This window comes from Erythrobacter sp. JB1-4, from assembly GCF_057365025.1.
This window is the reverse complement of the sequence record NZ_CP200292.1, coordinates 829,846-846,483: the sequence shown is the minus strand read 5'-3', so window position 1 is coordinate 846,483 and position 16,638 is coordinate 829,846. Positions and strand designations below refer to the sequence as shown.

Sequence of the window (16,638 nt, the reverse complement as noted above, 5' to 3'; positions counted from 1 at the left end):
CTTACTGGGTCACGGTGACGGTGCTGTTAGCGCCGCCTTGGGTAACAGAGGAGAAGTTCGCGTCTGTGTTCTGGGTCACGGTTGTGGTGTTGGTCGCACCGCTTTGCGTGATGAGGCTGGTGTTGAGATCACCGTTCTGGAACAGCTCAGCAAACTGGCTATCACCCGACTGAGTGAGCTCCGACACGCCGTTGTCGCCGCTCTGGTTGATATCGCCTGCATTGGTGAGACCGCCAGCAAGCTGTGTCGTCGTGGACATATTGCCAGACCCAATCTGATCAACAAACACACTGTCTTCCTGACCTGACTGCGTCGTGGTCGAGACGTTGTTGTCGCCAAACTGATTGATGTCAGCGAGCGGAATGAAGTTGCCACCGGTCGGATTGCCTGTGCCATCTTGCGTTACGATGGCCTGGTTATCATCGCCGGACTGTAACACATCGGCAAACGCCAAATCTCCGGCTGGCGTCGAAGCGGACTGGTCAATTGTGATAGAGCCGCGATCGCCACCCTGGTTCGTAACCGCATAATTGTTATCGCCGGTCTGGCTGACAAGCAGATCGTTGTCACTGCCAAATTGGTCGTTGACCGATAGCGTCGATGTTCCATTCTGGTCGATATCAGCAAAGTTACCCGACGCCTGCTGGGTCAAGAAAGCCGCTGGCCCAACACTTTGCGTGATCCCTCGGGTAGGACCAAAGGCCCACCTGAGGTAGTCCCCACCTTGGTCAATCTCAGCGGTGTTGTTGCTGCCGGACTGGCTGACAGTAACTCCAGAAGTAACCGCTGCATTTGTATTGGTCGCAAACTGATTGACGGTTGAGGAGTGCCCGTCGCCTGACTGGCCAATGAGTGCCTGCGCACGCTCAGCAGAGGCAGTTTGCGTCACACTCGAGCTGTTGTTCGCGCCGCTGGTCTGCGTCACACCGGCAATCTGGCTGTCACCAGACTGAAGGATCACAGACGAGTTGTCAGCACCAGACTGAAGGACCGTCGACCGCCCATCATTGCCATTTTGGGTGATGGTTGAGGTTTGCGCCGTTTGGATCTGCGTGACATCAGCAAGGTTGCCATCACCATTTTGCGTGACTTCCGAGAGGCTTCCGGCAGAACCCTGCTCAATCAACGCCTGCGCATTCGTCCCGTTCTGAGTGATAAGCGAATTGTTGGCATCGCCTTGCTGGATAAGCTCTGCAAAGTTACCGCTGCCGGTCTGCGTGACCGTCGATCCGCCGTTGTCGCCCAACTGTTCAACATCCGCCTCTTCGTCAACACCGGTTTGCGTTACAAACGATGTGTTGCCACTGCCAGTCGTTGAAAAACCGACGGCTGGCCCTTGAGCAATGGTCGCGATGTTCTGGTTCGACAACTGTAACACTTCGGAAGTGTTGTTGTCGCCAAACTGGGTCACGCTTGCGTTGCCGATCCCGGTGCCCGTGCCTGCAATATCCTGCTGATTGACGATTGAGCTGTTGCCATCGCCGCTTTGCAAAACAGTCGCATCTTGCTCAGCGCCCAATTGCGAAGCGCTGGAGAAGTTGGTTTCACCCGTCTGATCAAGGTCGACTTCGCCATCGGTGCCGTTTTGCGTAACGAAGGATGTGTTGGTTGCGCCGCCTTGGAAGACGTTTGCCATATTGGCGCTATTGCCTTGGGTGACGTCAGAGAAGCTGTTGTCGGTCTGCTGGCTTACTTCCGCCACAGCATTTGCGCCGCTTTGCGTGATCAGCGAAGTGTTGCCATCGCCTTGTTGGTCAAGCAGCGCATTGGCGGTGGTACCGCTCTGCGTGATTGTGGTGCTGTTGCCGACGCCAGCCGATAGAGCATTTACAAAGTTGCCAGAGTTCGACTGATTGATGTCAGAGCTGTTCTCATCACCGATTTGCCGCAAATTGGAGGTCTGGCCAACGCCGCTTTGCGTGGCCACGCTGGTGTTGGTTGTCCCAGATCCATCAAGGTCAATCCCCTCTTGCTGGACATCTGCCACACTGTTTGATGCAGTTTGCGTGATGGTCGAACTTGAAAAATCACCCGTTTGGAAAACAAAGCCTCCAACCTCGACACCGGTCTGAGTGATGAAGGATGTGTTTCCATCACCGCTTTGATCAGCAATCGCCCAGTCCTGATTGGAAAGCTGCACAATCTCGGAGGTGTTGTCATCGCCAGACTGGTTCGCAGTCGCGCTGCGGCTGCCTGTTCCGGTGCCAAGAACATCTGACTGGCTGATGATTGAGCTGTTGTGATCACCGCTTTGACTAACGAACGCATCCTGCTCTGAGTCGACTTGCACAACGTTGGAGAAGTTGTTTTCACCCGTCTGATCAAGGTCGACTTCGCCATTGGTGCCGTTTTGCGTGATGAAGCTTGTGTTCTCAACGCCGCGTTGGACCACGTCAGCAAAGTTGCTGTCGTTGTTCTGCGTAACCTCTGAACGCGAATTCAGCCCCGCCTGATCGACTTGCGCCTGTTGATCGGTGCCGGTTTGCGCAACGATCGAGGTGTCCTCATCGCCAAATTGCACGACGGTCACATCGCTCAAACTGCCCGTTTGGGTGATGGTTGAGGAGTTGGCATCGCCGTCTTGATTGACGACTGCGGTCACATCCGTTGCATCTTGAGTTATACCAGAGGAGTTGCCGACACCGCCAGTGACCAAGGTCGCGCGCACCGATACGCCGTCTTGGCCAACGAACGAGCTGTTGTTGTCGCCCACCTGGGTAACATTGGCGAGCTGGGTGCTGCCTTCTTGCAGGACTGTGCTGGAGTTCGCAGCAAGGTTGCCATCAAGGTCAAAGCCTTCTTGCGTGACGTTTACCGTGCTGCTTGTGGAGCCTTGCGTAACGCTGGATGTGTCGAACTCGCCGTTTTGATTGATGTCAGCGACAGAAGCGACGCTTGTAGCGGTTTGGTCAGCAGCCGAGCTGCTGTTGTCGCTCAATTGGTCCACGTCGATAAGCGTGTTGGTTCCGGCCTGCGTCGCGGTTGACGAGTTGCCGTCGCCATCCTGCAAAACCTGCGTGTTGAGCGTGGAGCCTGACTGATCTACCGAACTTGTATTGCCCACGCCCCCCGAAATAACGGTCGCACCTGTAAAGGAGCCGGTTTGCGTAACCGTTGAGCTGTTTTCATCGCCAAGCTGATTAACGTTGGCTGTGTTAAACAAACCCGATTGGGTGACGGTGCTGCCGTTCGCAGAAAGGCTCCCATCAAGGTCGATGCCTTCTTGAGTGACTGTCGCGGTCCCAAAATCACCTGTTTGAGTGATGGCCGAGCTATCAAAATCACCGTTCTGATTGATGGTGGCTGTGTTGTCCGAACCATCCTGCGCCGTGGTTGACGTGTTGCCAAAGCCGAGCTGATTGATCGTGGCTGTGCCGTCCTGGCCGGGCTGGTCTACGGATGCAAAGTTGTTATCGCCGCTCTGCACGAAGAAAGCATCGTTGTCCTGATTGGACGTGCTGCCAAGACCATCGCCCTGATCTTCAAGGCGCGCTTCGTTATTGTTGCCCGATTGCAGGATATCAGCGGTGTTGAGCTCGCTGCTCTGGCGCACAAATGCGGTGTTGGCCTCGCCCGATTGGGTGAGCGTCACGATATTATCATTGTCGAGAACCCCGCCGCCATCGGTGCCCTGCTGAATGTCGGCTGTGTTGATGTCGCCGCTTTGCACAATCGTAGCGGTTTGATCATCGGAGATATCGCCCTGAAGCAAGGTCGAGAAGTTGCCGTTACCTGTCTGTGTCACATTCGCGATCGCATCTGATGCGCGCTGCGTGACGAAGGAGGTGTTCGCCTGCGCTTCCTGAGTTACATTGGCGACGCCATTTTCGTCTTCCTGAGTGACAGTGCTTGCGTGGAATTCCCCCTGCTGGGACACGGTTGCGGTTGAGGCCACATCGGTTTGCGTAACGCCTGAAGAGTTTTCATTGCCGTCTTGTCCAACGCTCGCGGTGTTTCCGTCGCCGCTTTGCGAGATAGTCGAGGAGTTGCCGAAGGCTGCAAGAGGAGCGCCTAGTGGATTTATAACTTGGCTTACGGTTGCGTTTTGCCCAATCCCGCTTTGATCGACGGACGAAACGTTAAACTCACCGTTTTGTTCGACGAGGATGGTCTGATCATCACCGGCCTGTGTAATCGTGCTGGTGTTGCCTTCGGGTACAAAGAAAACCGCAGCCTCACCGACCTGCACAACGGTCGCGGTGCTCGTGTTGGCGCTTTGATCAATGTCTGAGGTGTTGACGCCAAAGGCGCCGGACTGATCGACGTCTACCGCGCTGTCATCGCCGCTTTGCGTGACGGTGGATTCGTTGCCGCCGCCGGTGCCCGCCTGAACAACGTCAATGGTGCCATTGTTGCCGGTCTGTGTCACCGTGCTTTGGTTTTGTGCCAATACAGGCGCAGCAGTCGACAATGCGAGAATGCTCACACCGAGCAGTGCGGACTTTTTCACTTCTTGATTTCCCCCAATAGACCAAGTGATTTCCTGGCGCTCCTAACCGTTTTAATGGTTATCACTTGTTTAACCACCCTTCTATCGCCCAAAAGGGTGATCAAAGACGAGGCAAAGACATGTTAGGGAGTATTCCAATTGCACAGTTATCGCTCAATTGAACGAACCGGCATTAGAATTCTTGCTTGTTGGGTATTTCAGCCAAAACCTAAGTAACAGGCCAAAAAACAGGCCAAAAAAACAGGCCCAAAAAACAGGATCGTATGCGCCAAACCGATAGGCTCTCTTTTGCGCAGCTCTTAAGCTACGGTCTTCTGACGATGCCTGTTGCAATGGCGGGCATGGCCTTGCTCGCGTTTGCGCCCACATTCTACGCTGTTGATCTAGGGTTGGGTTTAACCCTGGTTGGGTTCGTGTTTGCCGCAGGGCGGATTGGGGACGTTTTTACCGATCCCCTCATCGGCCATTGGAGCGATCAAACCCGCTCGGCCTTTGGCCCGCGCAAACCTTGGATGGCCGCAGGCGTGGTGGGATTTGTCGTCTTTTTCTGGTTGCTGGTGTCTCCTCCGGTGGAGGTCGGTCCGTTATATCTCATCATAATCGGGGGCGGTTACTTCATCTGCCTGACCATGCTTGATGTGCCTTACTGCGCGCTAGGGCTGGAGCTTTCTGGCTCAGTGACAGAGCGAACCCGGCTTGCCAGCGCGAAGGCCGCGTTTCAGGTTGCAGGAGCTCTTCTGGCAGGGTCAATGCCGCTTTTGCTGGGCACGAGTGTGTCAGAGGCGTTGCCAGTCATCGGAATAGTGGTTTGCGTGCTGGCTTTGATCGGCACAGCGGCGTTCGCTCTTCTTATCCCCGTTCCACAAAACGCACTCGGCGTGCCGCGCGCATCGATTTCAGACAGCCTGCGCGCTTTGATCGATCACGCAGCATGCCGGCGATTGATCGGGGTGTTTGCGGTGGTTCAATTGGGCAACGCCTTTTTCACAGCACTTGCCGTGCTGTTCATTTCAAACTTTCTCGCTCAGCCTGATATGGTCGGTGTTCTTATCGCATCAATGTTTGTGGCGACGGCGGTTTTCTTGCCCGCCTGGCAGCATTTGGCGAGGCGATACGGAAAGCTTTTCGCATGGAAAATTGCGATCACTATCAGCTGCCTAGCCTTAGCGTTGACACCTTTTGTGTCGCCTGGAGATAGTGTTCTCCCAGCGATAATCTTCGTGATCATAGGCGGCACATTTGGAGGGGATGCGATCCTGCCTACATCCATGCTCGCGGACATTACGCACGAGCAAGAGGTGGCGGGCAACCGGCGTCAGGCTGGGATTTTCCTAGCGGTCAAGAACGCCTCATCCAAACTCTCCTTCGTTGCTCCATTAGCCATTGCCTTTCCCGTTTTGGGCTGGCTGAATTTCGAGGTTACTACAAATCATGATAATCAAAACTTGTGGCTATTCCTCCTCTTTTTCGGTGGCATTCCGATTGTCCTAAAGCTTTGCGCGCTTGCGACGCTAAAAGGGGAAACCCGATTTGGAATGCGAGAGGTCATTGATGGCTGAACCCGGCGAGCTGCAATCGGTCAATGATTTGCGACTTCTGCGGGTCGAGCAAGCCAAACTGCTTAAAGAGCGCGTTCTTGGATCATGCATGATCGTGCTGTTTATCGTGGGCTACACCACAGCGATCATCGCGTTTGTTCAAGCGCTTTGGATTGGCTTGTTATGGGCCGCTTTGGGCAGCGCGATGGTCTTGGTGGTGTATTTGTATGCCCGCTTTGGTGTTCGCGGGGACATTTCAAGCGAGAACACGCAAAGGTTTCTTATTGGGCACTGTTTCGTGTCTGCGGCCACAGGCCTTGTGTGGAGCGGGTTTGCGATTTGGAACGTGGATTATGATCAGCTGTTCACGCTGTTCTTTGCCTGTTTCAACGTTTGCAGCATAACGCTTGGCGGTGTGGTGCCGCGTTCGGCTTACCGCCCGACCTATGTCGCCTTGGCGAGCACCGCGCTGCCTCCGCTTGCGCTCTATGTTTTGGTCACTGCTCCCGGAGCGCTCTCGCTGATCGGGGTTGGGCTTTTGTTCTATTTCCTCTTTCTCATGGTGGTTAGCGCCAAGGTCGAAATCGATATGCGCGAGACCATCGCTGCTAAGAACGCTCACCAGTTGAACGAGATGATCTTGGCGCGCAACAAGGTCTATAAGGACGCCAATGCCGATAAGATGCGCTTTATGAGCGGGGTCGCCCACGATTTGGGACAACCTTTAAATGCGCAAGGCTTCTTTGTCGCAGGACTGCGCTCCACCTTGCGCGATCCCGAACAGCTTAAACTTCTCGACCGGATTGATGAATGCCTACAGTCACAGCGTTCGATGCTACGCGGGCTAACGGAGATATCCCGGCTAGAGCACGGCAATACCGAACTTCACCTCGATGTTGTTGGCCTCGACACAATTTGTGAAAGCGCAGTTCATCAGGTTGCAAACGCCGGCACGGCCACAATTCAGACCGATTTAGCGGCGATCGAGGTCACGACAGACCCGGCCTTATTTAGCCGCATCTTACGCAATTTGATCTCCAACGCGGCGAAGTTCACCCCTCAAGATGGACGCATTGAGGTATCGCTTAAGCCAGCGGAGCACGGCGCAATCATTGAGATTAAAGACACCGGACCCGGAATCGCTGAGAGGGATCAAGAGCGCATTTTCACCGAGTTCACGCAAAGCGCAGCAGGCGTTCAGTCCGAAAAGGGATTGGGGCTTGGCTTGTCGATTGTGAAACGGCTTTGCGAGACGCTTGAGGTTGGCATAGAGGTCCAATCGCAAGAGGGGGTGGGGACCTCCTTTATCCTTTCGGTTCCCTCAGAGATTTCAGAGGACGCTGCGAAGACAATCGACATTGGCGATGTGCACCCCTTTGAACAAAAGCCCCTCGTTATGGTGGCTGATCGGGACAGCGCATCGCTCGAAGCAATTGCGGCTGCATTGCGTGGGTGGGATTGCAATGTGATGGCTGCGACCACGCAAACCGAGGCGCTCTCAGCGCTAGAGGCATCGGATACTATGCCAGTGCTCATGATCATCGACCAAAGACTGGATGATGGGCATGGGGCCGATACGATTGGCCAGGTCCGCGATGAGTTCAACGCCCAGATACCGGCCATTGTCATCGGCGATTTTCACAAGGATGCAGCGGTTGGTCGTGACCAATCCGGTATCTTAACCTTGTCAAAGCCGATTGATCCCAAAGCTGTGTGGCTTGCGATGCAGGAACAGCTTTTTGGAGCAACCAATTAGACAACACAGTAAGACAGCCCAGTAAGACAGCCCAGGGGCGCAAGCCTACTCCACCAGTCCGTGCAGTTTGGCCGCCTGAACACAGGCGGTGCGCTTCGTCACGCCCAGCGCATTGAAGATGTGCTTCATATGCGTTTTCACAGTGTTCTCGCTGATTTCGAGGCTGCTGGCGATCTCTTTGTTCGCGGCCCCTGCCGCGACCAATTTGAGCACTTCGATTTGCCGTTCGCTCAGTGGGATTTCGCCTGTCCACTCGGCTCCATCCCTCGGTTGCCTGCCAAACTTCGGGGCTTTATTTTCTGTGTTCCAGTGATCGGGCACATGAAAATACGGTTGGCCCGAAATGACCGATATGATCGCTGTATGAAGCACCTCAACCGGGGCGGATTTATGGACAAATCCTTCTATTGCGTACTGTGCCAGTTCGTCGGGGGAAGGCGGTGTATCGACGCCTGTCATAAGCAGGACCGGTGTTTGAAACCGGCGCTTTAGGTCTTGAGCAAGGGCAAGTCCGTTGGTGTCGCCCATCAAAAGATCGCTCACCACAATATCAAATCGGCGGCCCGCTTCTAAGTCTTTGAGCAATTTTGCCGGATGTTGATATTTTGCGACCTCATCGAATTCGGGTTTTTCGGCAAGGGCGCCTGCCAATCCGCCCAAAAGCAACTCGTGATCATCGACGATCGCCAGATTCAATCGTTTCGAGGTCTTGGGTAAATCCCTTAAGTCATCTGGCTTCGCTGTCATTGTGTCTCCGTTACGGGCCGCGCATAGGTGTCACTAACGCGGCACACTCATGTGCGCAATCGGGAGCGACCCTGATGTATCCAGTGTTGCATCGGCGCTGTGATAAACCAGCGCTGACATAGCGATCCAAGTGGTGAACATGACAAGATAGGGCCACCGGCGCGGCCATAAACCGGCGACGAGCAGTGTGGCGAGAGCTGTTGCCCCCAGAGCGATCAGTGCAGCGTTTGCCTCGGGAGAGCCTGTACCCACAAGAGCAGCGCCAATGGCAATGATGGCCCATTGCGCCGGAAGAAGGGCAAGCAGCCAGCTGGGAATTGCGCCCGGTTCCATCGCGGCAGTCGCCACAATCGCCGCTTCGCCTGCGAGGACCGCCACCGCAATCCACCAGCCTTTCGATGGGTTGCTACGCGCAAACAGAGCCCCTCGCGCGGCAAAGCTGACACTGGACAAAAGCAATGCAAGGCCGATCACTAAAGCTGTGCCAACCAGTGCCAGCCCCAAGATACCGGCCACAAGGATGAGAGCCACGCCAACCCCAAAGGCGAGGGCAAGGCCGGTTCCGAAACGACCCGCAGCTGCCCCGCCAATCATCCCTGCTCCCATAAGAGCGATGGCCAATAGAGGGGCGCTGGCTGAACTTAACGCACCTTCGAAGGGGGAGCTGGCGAGATAGATTAATGCGCTCACGGGCGCAGCAAGCCCAATGACAGCCACAAAGGTCCAAGCCACGATTGGCCAAGTAATTGGCTCAGATTGCCAGAACCTGCTGATCACGATTGGCTTTGCGAAGAAGGATTAAATCCTCTCACGGGCAAATCCGCGCCGCGCTGTATCCAGTTGAGGTCCGAATATTCGCACGCTCCGTCCGTTACATGCAAAGTGTAAGCATGACGCGGCTTATCGGAGCGATTGGGCGGGCTGTAGTGGGGAAGAAGACCGTGGAAGAGCACGAGCGTGCCAGCCTTTACCTCCAATGGTTTCGCACTCGCATCGCTTGGCCATGGCAAGTCCGAAAGCGTCTTCATATGCGTTGCGCCGTCTTTTAAGCAAAACCTTTGCCGCAAAGGCGTGTCCACACCTTCATCGCTGACCCAAAGACAACCGTTTTCAAGCGTCGCATCATCGATAGCGAACCAGAAGGTGAGAACAGAAATGGGGGCGGTGTAGAAAAATGTTGCATCCTGATGCCAATGCACCTCGCCCCCGATGCGCGGCTGCTTGAAAATATACATCGACTGCCAGATTTGCGGGTCTGCTTGTCCCAGCACCTTTGCCACTGTTTCGCACTTGGGATCGCGAGAGAAATTTTCGAACACAGGGTCAAGATCATGCATGGCATGGCCAATCTTGTTGATCGAAAGGTGCTTTTCTTGGGCAAGACTGCCCTTTTCATCGAAGGCCTCTTCTTCGAAGAAACACCGGATTTTGTCACCCGACGTCAGGAAGTAATCATCGCGTGGGCGCGTTTCCTCTTTGGTTGTAAAGATCGACCTTTGTTCTTCGGCATCAAATTCATCGATGATGGCTGATGCTGCGGCCCGCAGTTCTTCAAGTTCGCGTGCGCTCTTGAAGTTCTCAAGCACGATATAGCCGCGCGTTTGGAAGTCATCGAGGTGATCTTGTGTCAGCATAACCGTGCCTATCCTCGCGCGACCGTCTCCAATAGCTCGGCTGTCACCGGGTAACCGGCATCCTGCATGATGGTGAGCATCGGCTCAGGACCCGATGTGTCCACTTGCGGGATGATCGTCTTAACTGGGATGGCCTCGGCCTGAGCACGTGCCTCGTCGAAGTTTGCAAAGAGGGCAAGCCGTTCTAGGTTGCGCCTTGTTGGGAAGATCAATTTGATCTCTTCATTCGCCGCCATATCGATAGCGCCTTGTGCGCTCACCCAGAATAGACGCGTGTTTTCCGCGTGATCGGTGGAGACCTCCACATCGCCTGTGCCCACATTCGCAAGATAGAAGCGGGTGTCGTAAACGCGCGGAATATTCTCGTTCTTGGGAAACCAGCGCGCGAAAGGCACAATCTGATTAAGGTCAAGTGTCCACCCAAAGGCATCCAGCACTGGGGCCAGAGCCTTCTTTTCATCAAGCATTTCGCGCGCAGCTTTGGCGGCTTTGGCGTCAATGTCGCCTTTGAGACCAAGGGCTAGCCCGGTTTCCTCCAGTGTTTCGCGCACTGCTGCTATTTGGTGGCCTGCCTCGTCGCTTGAAATCGATCCACCAGTGCTTTGCGCGACCTGTTCTCCCAGAGCAAAGTCGGCATCATCCACGCGGCCACCGGGGAACACAGCCATCCCGCTTGCAAAAGTCATATTGCGCGAGCGCACCGTCATGAGCACCTGAGGCGCACCGCCATCCGGGCAGTTGCGGAAAATGATAATCGTGGCCGCAGGAATTCCCTGTGGCGGGGGCGCTGTATCTGAAGAGTCGTCTGTCATCGGCCGCGATGATGGAGGGTCTTACGGCGCTTGCCAAGAGGGGCTTGTCACAGGGCAGTGCTACGGTTGTCGTATTTCTGTCGAAAAACTTTACAGCTAGCGTTGGGTTAATGCCGTGGTAACCATCGTCTCGCGCGGGAAAGCTGGGAATAGCATTTTTGGCATGGGGGATGCATTGTTACATGTGAAGTAAGTGGTCTTCAAAATGAGGTGAGCCCTTCCTGGTCTCTGGGCATTACCTCCCCGTTTCAAAAGCCGTCTCGCATTTACCCGGTGCGAGGCGGTTTTTTGTATTTTGGGGTTTGTGTTTGTTTTTTTGCGCTCGCATCCGCGAGCATGTCCACGGCGCTATTGCCTACCCCCGGATCAAGTCTGGGGTTCGGGGCACCTGCGGCCACGCGATCGGGCTTGCGACGCCTGCGGCGCCGACCCAGCACTACATTGCAATCATGTTATGGTGCACGGCCCCACCAGGACCGCAAGGGCGACCGCCCGCGGCTGCGGGTGCGGAAAGCAAAAACCCTTACCCTTCGGCCTTTGCGACGTTCTTTTCGTCCATCATTTGTTGAAGTTCACCGGCTTCAAACATTTCCATCATAATGTCGCTTCCGCCGACGAATTCGCCTTTGACGTAGAGCTGGGGGATGGTGGGCCATTCGGAATAGGTCTTGATGCCCTGACGGATTTCCATGTCTTGGAGCACGTCCACGCTTTCATATTGCACACCGCAATGATCAAGGATCGCGACCGCGCGGCTGGAAAAGCCGCATTGCGGGAACAGAGGCGTGCCCTTCATGAAGAGGACCACATCATTGTCGCCAACCACGCTAGCGATACGGGTATCAGTGTCAGACATTACAAAGCACCTTCAAAATTTCATTTGGTTGTTATTTGGGAACAACCGTTGTGACTTGCAAGGCGTGCAGTTCGCCGCCCATTTTGTCACCGAACGCGGCGTAGACCATCTTATGCTGTTGCACTCTGGATTTGCCAGCGAACTGAGGCGCAGTGACCTTGGCCGCCCAGTGGTCATCATCGCCCGCCAGGTCGGTGAGTTCGACGATAGCGCCGGGAAGAGCAGCGAGAATCGCCGCTTCGATTTCGTGGCCGGGCATGGGCATGAGGGTTAGCTCTGGCTCATGAACTGGCGCTTGGCCTCAACCGCCATCTCTTCAAGCTTAGCGCGGATGTCGGCTTCGCTGATGTCGGTTTCAGCAGCGGTGAGATCGCCCAAAAGCTTGCGAATGACGTCTTCATCGCCTGCTTCTTCAAAGTCGGCTTGGACCACAGCCTTCTTGTAGGCCTCGGTCTCTTCTTCCGTCAGTTTCATTTCACCAGCGGCCCATTCGCCGAGCAGGCGGTTGCGGCGTGCAGCGATTTTGAAGGCGGTTTCTTCGTCCATCGCAAACTTGGCTTCTTCGGCGCGTTGGCGGTCGTTAAAATCGGTCATTGGGGGGATCCCTTTGGAAGAAATGTTATTGCGGCAAATAGGCCGGAGCGCGGCGTGTCGCAAGCGCTCCCAACCAATTTAATCCATCGTCACAACAACCTTGCCCACTGCCTCGCGAGCCTCAAGCTTAGCGATTGCCTCGCCAGCACGCTCAAGCGGGAAGGTTTCGGAGACCAGCGGGTCGATCTTGCCTTCTTTCATAAGGGCAAAGAGCTCTTTGACTTGCTCGACAAACTTCGCAGGCTCACGCGCTGTGAACGCGCCCCAGAAAACGCCGCAAACATCGCAAGATTTGAGCAGCGTTAGGTTCAAAGGAAGCTTTGGAATGCCAGCAGGGAAGCCAACGACAAGGAACTTACCTTCCCACGCGATGGAGCGCAGCGCTGGCTCTGAATATTGGCCACCCACGATGTCGTAAACGATGTTTGCACCATGAGGGCCGCAAGCCGCTTTGAACGCATTGGCAAGCTCTTTGGAGGCCGCCTTGTCCATTTCCTCGCGCGGGTAAATCACCACATCGTCAGCGCCCGCATTGCGCGCCACTTCGGCCTTGGCCTCGGACGACACAGCGGCGACGACTTTCGCGCCGTAGGCTTTGGCAAGCTCAACCGCCGAAAGTCCCACACCGCCAGCAGCGCCAAGGATCAGAACAACGTCGCCCTCCTTCATAAATCCACGGTCTTTGAACCCGTGGATCGTGGTGCCGTAGGTCATGAGAAGCGATGCGGCTTTCTCGAAAGGAACGCCGTCGGGGATCGGGAAGAAACGGCCATCGGGGACAATCGCTTTTTCGCGAAGGCCGCCATTGCCCAGCATACCGATCACACGGTCGCCCGGCTTGCAGCTGGTGACGCCTTCGCCAACGGCTTCCACCACGCCAGCAATCTCGCCGCCGGGGGAATAGGGGCGCTCGGGCTTAAACTGATAAAGGTCGCGGATCATCAGCGTATCGGGATAGTTGATCGCGCAGGCCTTCACATCGACGAGCACTTCGCCTTTGCTTGGGGTCGGCGCGTCAATCTCGTCCAAGACAAGCGTCTCTGGCCCGCCCACTTCATGGGTCTGGATGGCTTTCATAGTGTTTTCTCTCCCTATCCCTCTGGGTTATTAGGCGGCGTTGGTGCCAGAAACGGCAGTACCGGCCATGACCCAGCCTTTTGCGTTGGTGCGCTTGTCTTCGTAAGTGCCGATTTGCGCGCTGCTTTCCAGCGTTAGTGAAACCTCATCGAGCCCGCCAAGCAAGCAGTGCTTGCGGAAAGGATCAAGGTCGAAGGTGAACCGGTCTTGGAACTCGGTCGTGACGGTCTGTGCTTCCAAGTCGATGTAAATCGGATCGCCGCCGCGCGCGACTTCCATCAGGCGGTCGACGGCCTCTTGTGGCAGGACCACGGGCAGGATCCCGTTCTTCACCGCATTGCTCGAGAAAATGTCAGAATAAGAAGGCGCGATGACCGCGCGAATGCCAAGGTCGCCCAGCGCCCAAGCCGCGTGCTCACGGCTCGATCCGCACCCAAAGTTATCGCCAGCAATCAAAATCGGTGCGCCCTTGTTCTCAGGGGCATCAAAGACGTTGTTGGGATCCTCGCGCAAGGTTTCAAAAGCGCCTTCGCCAAGCCCTTCGCGGGTGATGGTTTTGAGCCATTTGGAGGGGATGATGATGTCCGTATCGACATTCTTGGCGCCAAACGGGATGGCGCGGCCTTCGACCTTAGAGAGCGGCTGCATTTGACGGGTCCTAACGCTTAGTCGGTTTCTGGTGGCTCGCCGGAAGGCGCTGTATCTGCCTGTCCATCGCCAAGGCTGGTGTCCTTGGGCTTCGCCATAAAGCGCTTGCCCGCGTAGAGCAGCGCTGCAGCGACAGCGGCAGAGCCAATGGTGGCAGCAGCGCCAATAGCGGCCTTGCGACCGGTGGAGGACTTTTCTTCCGGGGGTGTTTCGTCAGTCATATTTGTACCCATGGGTATTGTGGGAGAGCTAAGCAAGCACAGATGGCCGCTCAGTTGAGGAAATAAAGCCGGTTGGTGAAGCGAGCAGCCGCGCGGCCAGATCAGCACGCGCCTCTGCCCGGCCTTCAATCAAATAGTCGATCTCGTCTGGAAGAAGGATCGTAAGCGCAATGATGCGAATGCGAACGCCCTCAGAAAGCTCGCAGAATTCGGGGCGTTCTGGCACTGACAGATTGATGAGCGCTCCTACATTACCGTTTTGTGTGATCCAGCCTTCGGGCATGTTCGCAGGAGCGGGCAGCTCCATCGAGATGACCCCAAGCCGATCCAGATTGTCGTTTATGCCTCCGAAATTCGCCACATTCTGAGCGAAGTTTTCGATGAGGGAGTATTGCCAGCTTTTCGTGAGCTCGTCGAAATCAGCTTGCGTCAGTTCGTCGCTTTCGATGTAGACTTCGCATTCAAAGCCTGCGTCGGGCATAGTTGTGCCAGAAAAGAGGTCGCTTAGCCCGTCTGAGGCGATAATTGTCCGCCCGTTCGGCCTGACGCGCAGATATGCTTGCCTTGTCGTCGGCCATGCAGGACCGCCTTGAAATTCGGGGCTGATCAGATGAGCGATTACATCATCATCGACCGGGCCAATGCTCTCCCACATGGCGCGCCGTGCTGCGGCGAATTCAGCATAACGTGGGTCGTCGGGCTCATTAAACTCGTAGTCCGGTTCCTTAGTATCGCCTTGAGAGGCCTCACCGCGACCGCGCCCGAACAACTTGCTTAGGAGGCCCATGAGATCAAAGCTCCCTAACGTCCGCCAGCCTGCCTTTCACCGCCGCCGCTGCGGCCATGGCCGGCGAGACCAGGTGAGTGCGCGCTCCCGGTCCCTGACGACCGACGAAATTGCGGTTGCTGGTTGAGGCGCAGCGTTCGCCTGCTGGCACTTTATCAGGGTTCATGCCCAGACACGCCGAGCATCCCGGCTCGCGCCATTCGAAGCCTGCGTCTGTGAAGATGCGGTCTAGACCTTCATCCTCGGCCATGGCCTTGACTAACCCAGAGCCCGGAACCACGATTGCCCAGCGCACATTGTCTGCTTTGCTCTTGCCTTTTAAAACCTTAGCGGCGGCGCGCAAATCTTCGATACGGCTGTTGGTGCAACTTCCGATGAAGATGTTCTCAACCGGAATGTCGGTCAGAGGAGTGCCGGGGGTCAGCCCCATATACTCGAGGCTCTTAGCCGCTGCTGCCTGCTTGTTTTCATCCGCAAAGCTATCAGGGGCAGGGACGAGGCCGGTGATGGGGAGCACGTCCTCAGGGCTGGTGCCCCATGTGACGCTGGGAGCGATATCGGCGGCATCAATGACGACCGATTTATCAAACACCGCGCCTTCATCGGTGCGCAAAGTTTTCCAATAGGTAAGCGCATTGTCCCAATCACCACCCTTGGGCGCCATGGGGCGGCCTTTGAGATAGCGATATGTTGTTTCATCAGGTGCAATGAGGCCAGCGCGCGCGCCGCCTTCGATGCTCATATTGCAGACCGTCAGGCGTTCCTCGATGGTCATCGCCTCGAACACATTTCCGCGATATTCGATGACATAGCCTGTGCCGCCAGCTGCACCAATCACGCCTATTACGTGCATGATGACGTCCTTGGCGGTGACGCCCGCGCCAAGTTCGCCCTCGACGCGCACTTCCATCGATTTCGACTGTTGGAGCAGCAGCGTTTGGGTGGCGAGCACATGCTCGACCTCGCTCGTGCCAATGCCAAATGCGAGCGCGCCAAGCCCGCCGTGGCTGGCTGTGTGCGAGTCGCCGCAAACGATTGTGGTGCCGGGAAGGGAGAAGCCCTGTTCTGGGCCCACAACGTGAACGATCCCCTGTTCCGCGTCAGCATCGCCGATGTAGCGGATGCCAAATTCGGGCGCGTTCTTTTCAAGCGCTTCTAATTGCGCAGCACTCTGCGGGTCTTCAATCGCGATCTTGCCTCCTGACGCATCGCGGCGCGCGGTGGTCGGCAGATTGTGATCCGGCACCGCCAACGTCAGCTCAGGACGGCGCACCGGACGGCCAGCAATGCGCAACGCTTCAAAGGCCTGCGGGCTGGTCACCTCATGCACAAGGTGGCGGTCGATATAGATAATCGCTGTGCCATCATCTCTGGTCTCGACCACATGGTCGTCCCAGATTTTCTGATAAAGCGTGCGGGGTGAATTGGGCATTGTGTAATTCTCTCAAATCTCTTCGTGCAGCCGATAGCCGGGACAGGCCCGCGCGCGCAAGATTAGGTGTCACCACGCAGCGATTA

The 16,638-nt window shown here is 55.9% G+C and carries 15 protein-coding genes; 2 read left to right on the top strand and 13 right to left on the bottom strand.

The window, feature by feature from the left end:
* Nucleotide 1: 1 nt before the first annotated feature.
* Nucleotides 2-4,450, bottom strand: a complete 4,449-nt coding sequence (locus tag AC0V61_RS03915; RefSeq protein ID WP_486155969.1) for a beta strand repeat-containing protein — start codon at nt 4,448-4,450, stop codon at nt 2-4.
* A gap of 263 nt (nt 4,451-4,713) precedes the next feature.
* Between AC0V61_RS03915 and AC0V61_RS03910 the strand changes: the two genes are divergently transcribed.
* Together AC0V61_RS03910 and AC0V61_RS03905 are read left to right on the top strand one after the other, a co-directional pair.
* Nucleotides 4,714-6,009, top strand: coding sequence for an MFS transporter (locus AC0V61_RS03910; RefSeq protein ID WP_486155968.1), 1,296 nt, complete (start codon nt 4,714-4,716; stop codon nt 6,007-6,009).
* Nucleotides 6,002-7,744, top strand: a complete 1,743-nt coding sequence (locus tag AC0V61_RS03905) for a sensor histidine kinase (RefSeq protein ID WP_486155967.1) — start codon at nt 6,002-6,004, stop codon at nt 7,742-7,744. The genes AC0V61_RS03910 and AC0V61_RS03905 overlap by 8 nt, the downstream gene beginning before the upstream one ends.
* Nucleotides 7,745-7,789: 45 nt before the next feature.
* On the opposite strand, the gene AC0V61_RS03900 is transcribed toward AC0V61_RS03905, so the two are convergent.
* From AC0V61_RS03900 to leuC, 12 genes are all read right to left on the bottom strand, one after another.
* Nucleotides 7,790-8,491, bottom strand: coding sequence for a response regulator transcription factor (locus tag AC0V61_RS03900; protein ID WP_486155966.1), 702 nt, complete (start codon nt 8,489-8,491; stop codon nt 7,790-7,792).
* A 33-nt stretch (nt 8,492-8,524) separates the two neighbouring features.
* Nucleotides 8,525-9,181 carry a hypothetical protein gene (locus tag AC0V61_RS03895; protein WP_486155965.1) on the bottom strand — a complete coding sequence of 219 codons (657 nt, stop codon included), beginning with the start codon at nt 9,179-9,181 and terminating at the stop codon, nt 8,525-8,527.
* An 83-nt stretch (nt 9,182-9,264) separates the two neighbouring features.
* The gene (locus AC0V61_RS03890; RefSeq protein WP_486155964.1) at nt 9,265-10,125 is read right to left on the bottom strand and encodes a phytanoyl-CoA dioxygenase family protein; all 861 of its coding nucleotides are present in this window, start codon (nt 10,123-10,125) and stop codon (nt 9,265-9,267) included.
* An 8-nt stretch (nt 10,126-10,133) separates the two neighbouring features.
* Nucleotides 10,134-10,937 (bottom strand): NUDIX hydrolase, encoded by an 804-nt coding sequence (locus tag AC0V61_RS03885; RefSeq protein WP_486155963.1) that lies wholly within the window; start codon nt 10,935-10,937, stop codon nt 10,134-10,136.
* Between the two features lie 523 nt (nt 10,938-11,460).
* A complete protein-coding gene (grxD, locus tag AC0V61_RS03880) occupies nt 11,461-11,793 on the bottom strand; it encodes a Grx4 family monothiol glutaredoxin (RefSeq protein WP_486155962.1) in 333 nt (110 codons plus the stop codon).
* Nucleotides 11,794-11,824: 31 nt separating this feature from the next.
* The gene (locus AC0V61_RS03875; protein ID WP_486155961.1) at nt 11,825-12,058 is read right to left on the bottom strand and encodes a BolA/IbaG family iron-sulfur metabolism protein; all 234 of its coding nucleotides are present in this window, start codon (nt 12,056-12,058) and stop codon (nt 11,825-11,827) included.
* Between the two features lie 5 nt (nt 12,059-12,063).
* Complete coding sequence (locus AC0V61_RS03870) at nt 12,064-12,387, bottom strand: DUF1476 domain-containing protein (RefSeq protein WP_486155960.1); 324 nt, start codon at nt 12,385-12,387, stop codon at nt 12,064-12,066.
* Nucleotides 12,388-12,465: 78 nt separating this feature from the next.
* A complete protein-coding gene (locus AC0V61_RS03865) occupies nt 12,466-13,464 on the bottom strand; it encodes an NADPH:quinone oxidoreductase family protein (protein WP_486155959.1) in 999 nt (332 codons plus the stop codon).
* Nucleotides 13,465-13,494: 30 nt separating this feature from the next.
* On the bottom strand, nt 13,495-14,112 hold the full coding sequence (leuD, locus tag AC0V61_RS03860) for a 3-isopropylmalate dehydratase small subunit (RefSeq protein WP_486155958.1): 618 nt from the start codon (nt 14,110-14,112) through the stop codon (nt 13,495-13,497).
* Nucleotides 14,113-14,129: 17 nt separating this feature from the next.
* The gene (locus AC0V61_RS03855; protein ID WP_486155957.1) at nt 14,130-14,333 is read right to left on the bottom strand and encodes an isopropylmalate isomerase; all 204 of its coding nucleotides are present in this window, start codon (nt 14,331-14,333) and stop codon (nt 14,130-14,132) included.
* A 28-nt stretch (nt 14,334-14,361) separates the two neighbouring features.
* A complete protein-coding gene (locus tag AC0V61_RS03850) occupies nt 14,362-15,120 on the bottom strand; it encodes a hypothetical protein (protein WP_486155956.1) in 759 nt (252 codons plus the stop codon).
* 4 nt (nt 15,121-15,124) lie between these two features.
* A complete protein-coding gene (gene leuC / locus AC0V61_RS03845) occupies nt 15,125-16,552 on the bottom strand; it encodes a 3-isopropylmalate dehydratase large subunit (RefSeq protein WP_486155955.1) in 1,428 nt (475 codons plus the stop codon).
* Between the last annotated feature and the right edge of the window lie 86 nt (nt 16,553-16,638).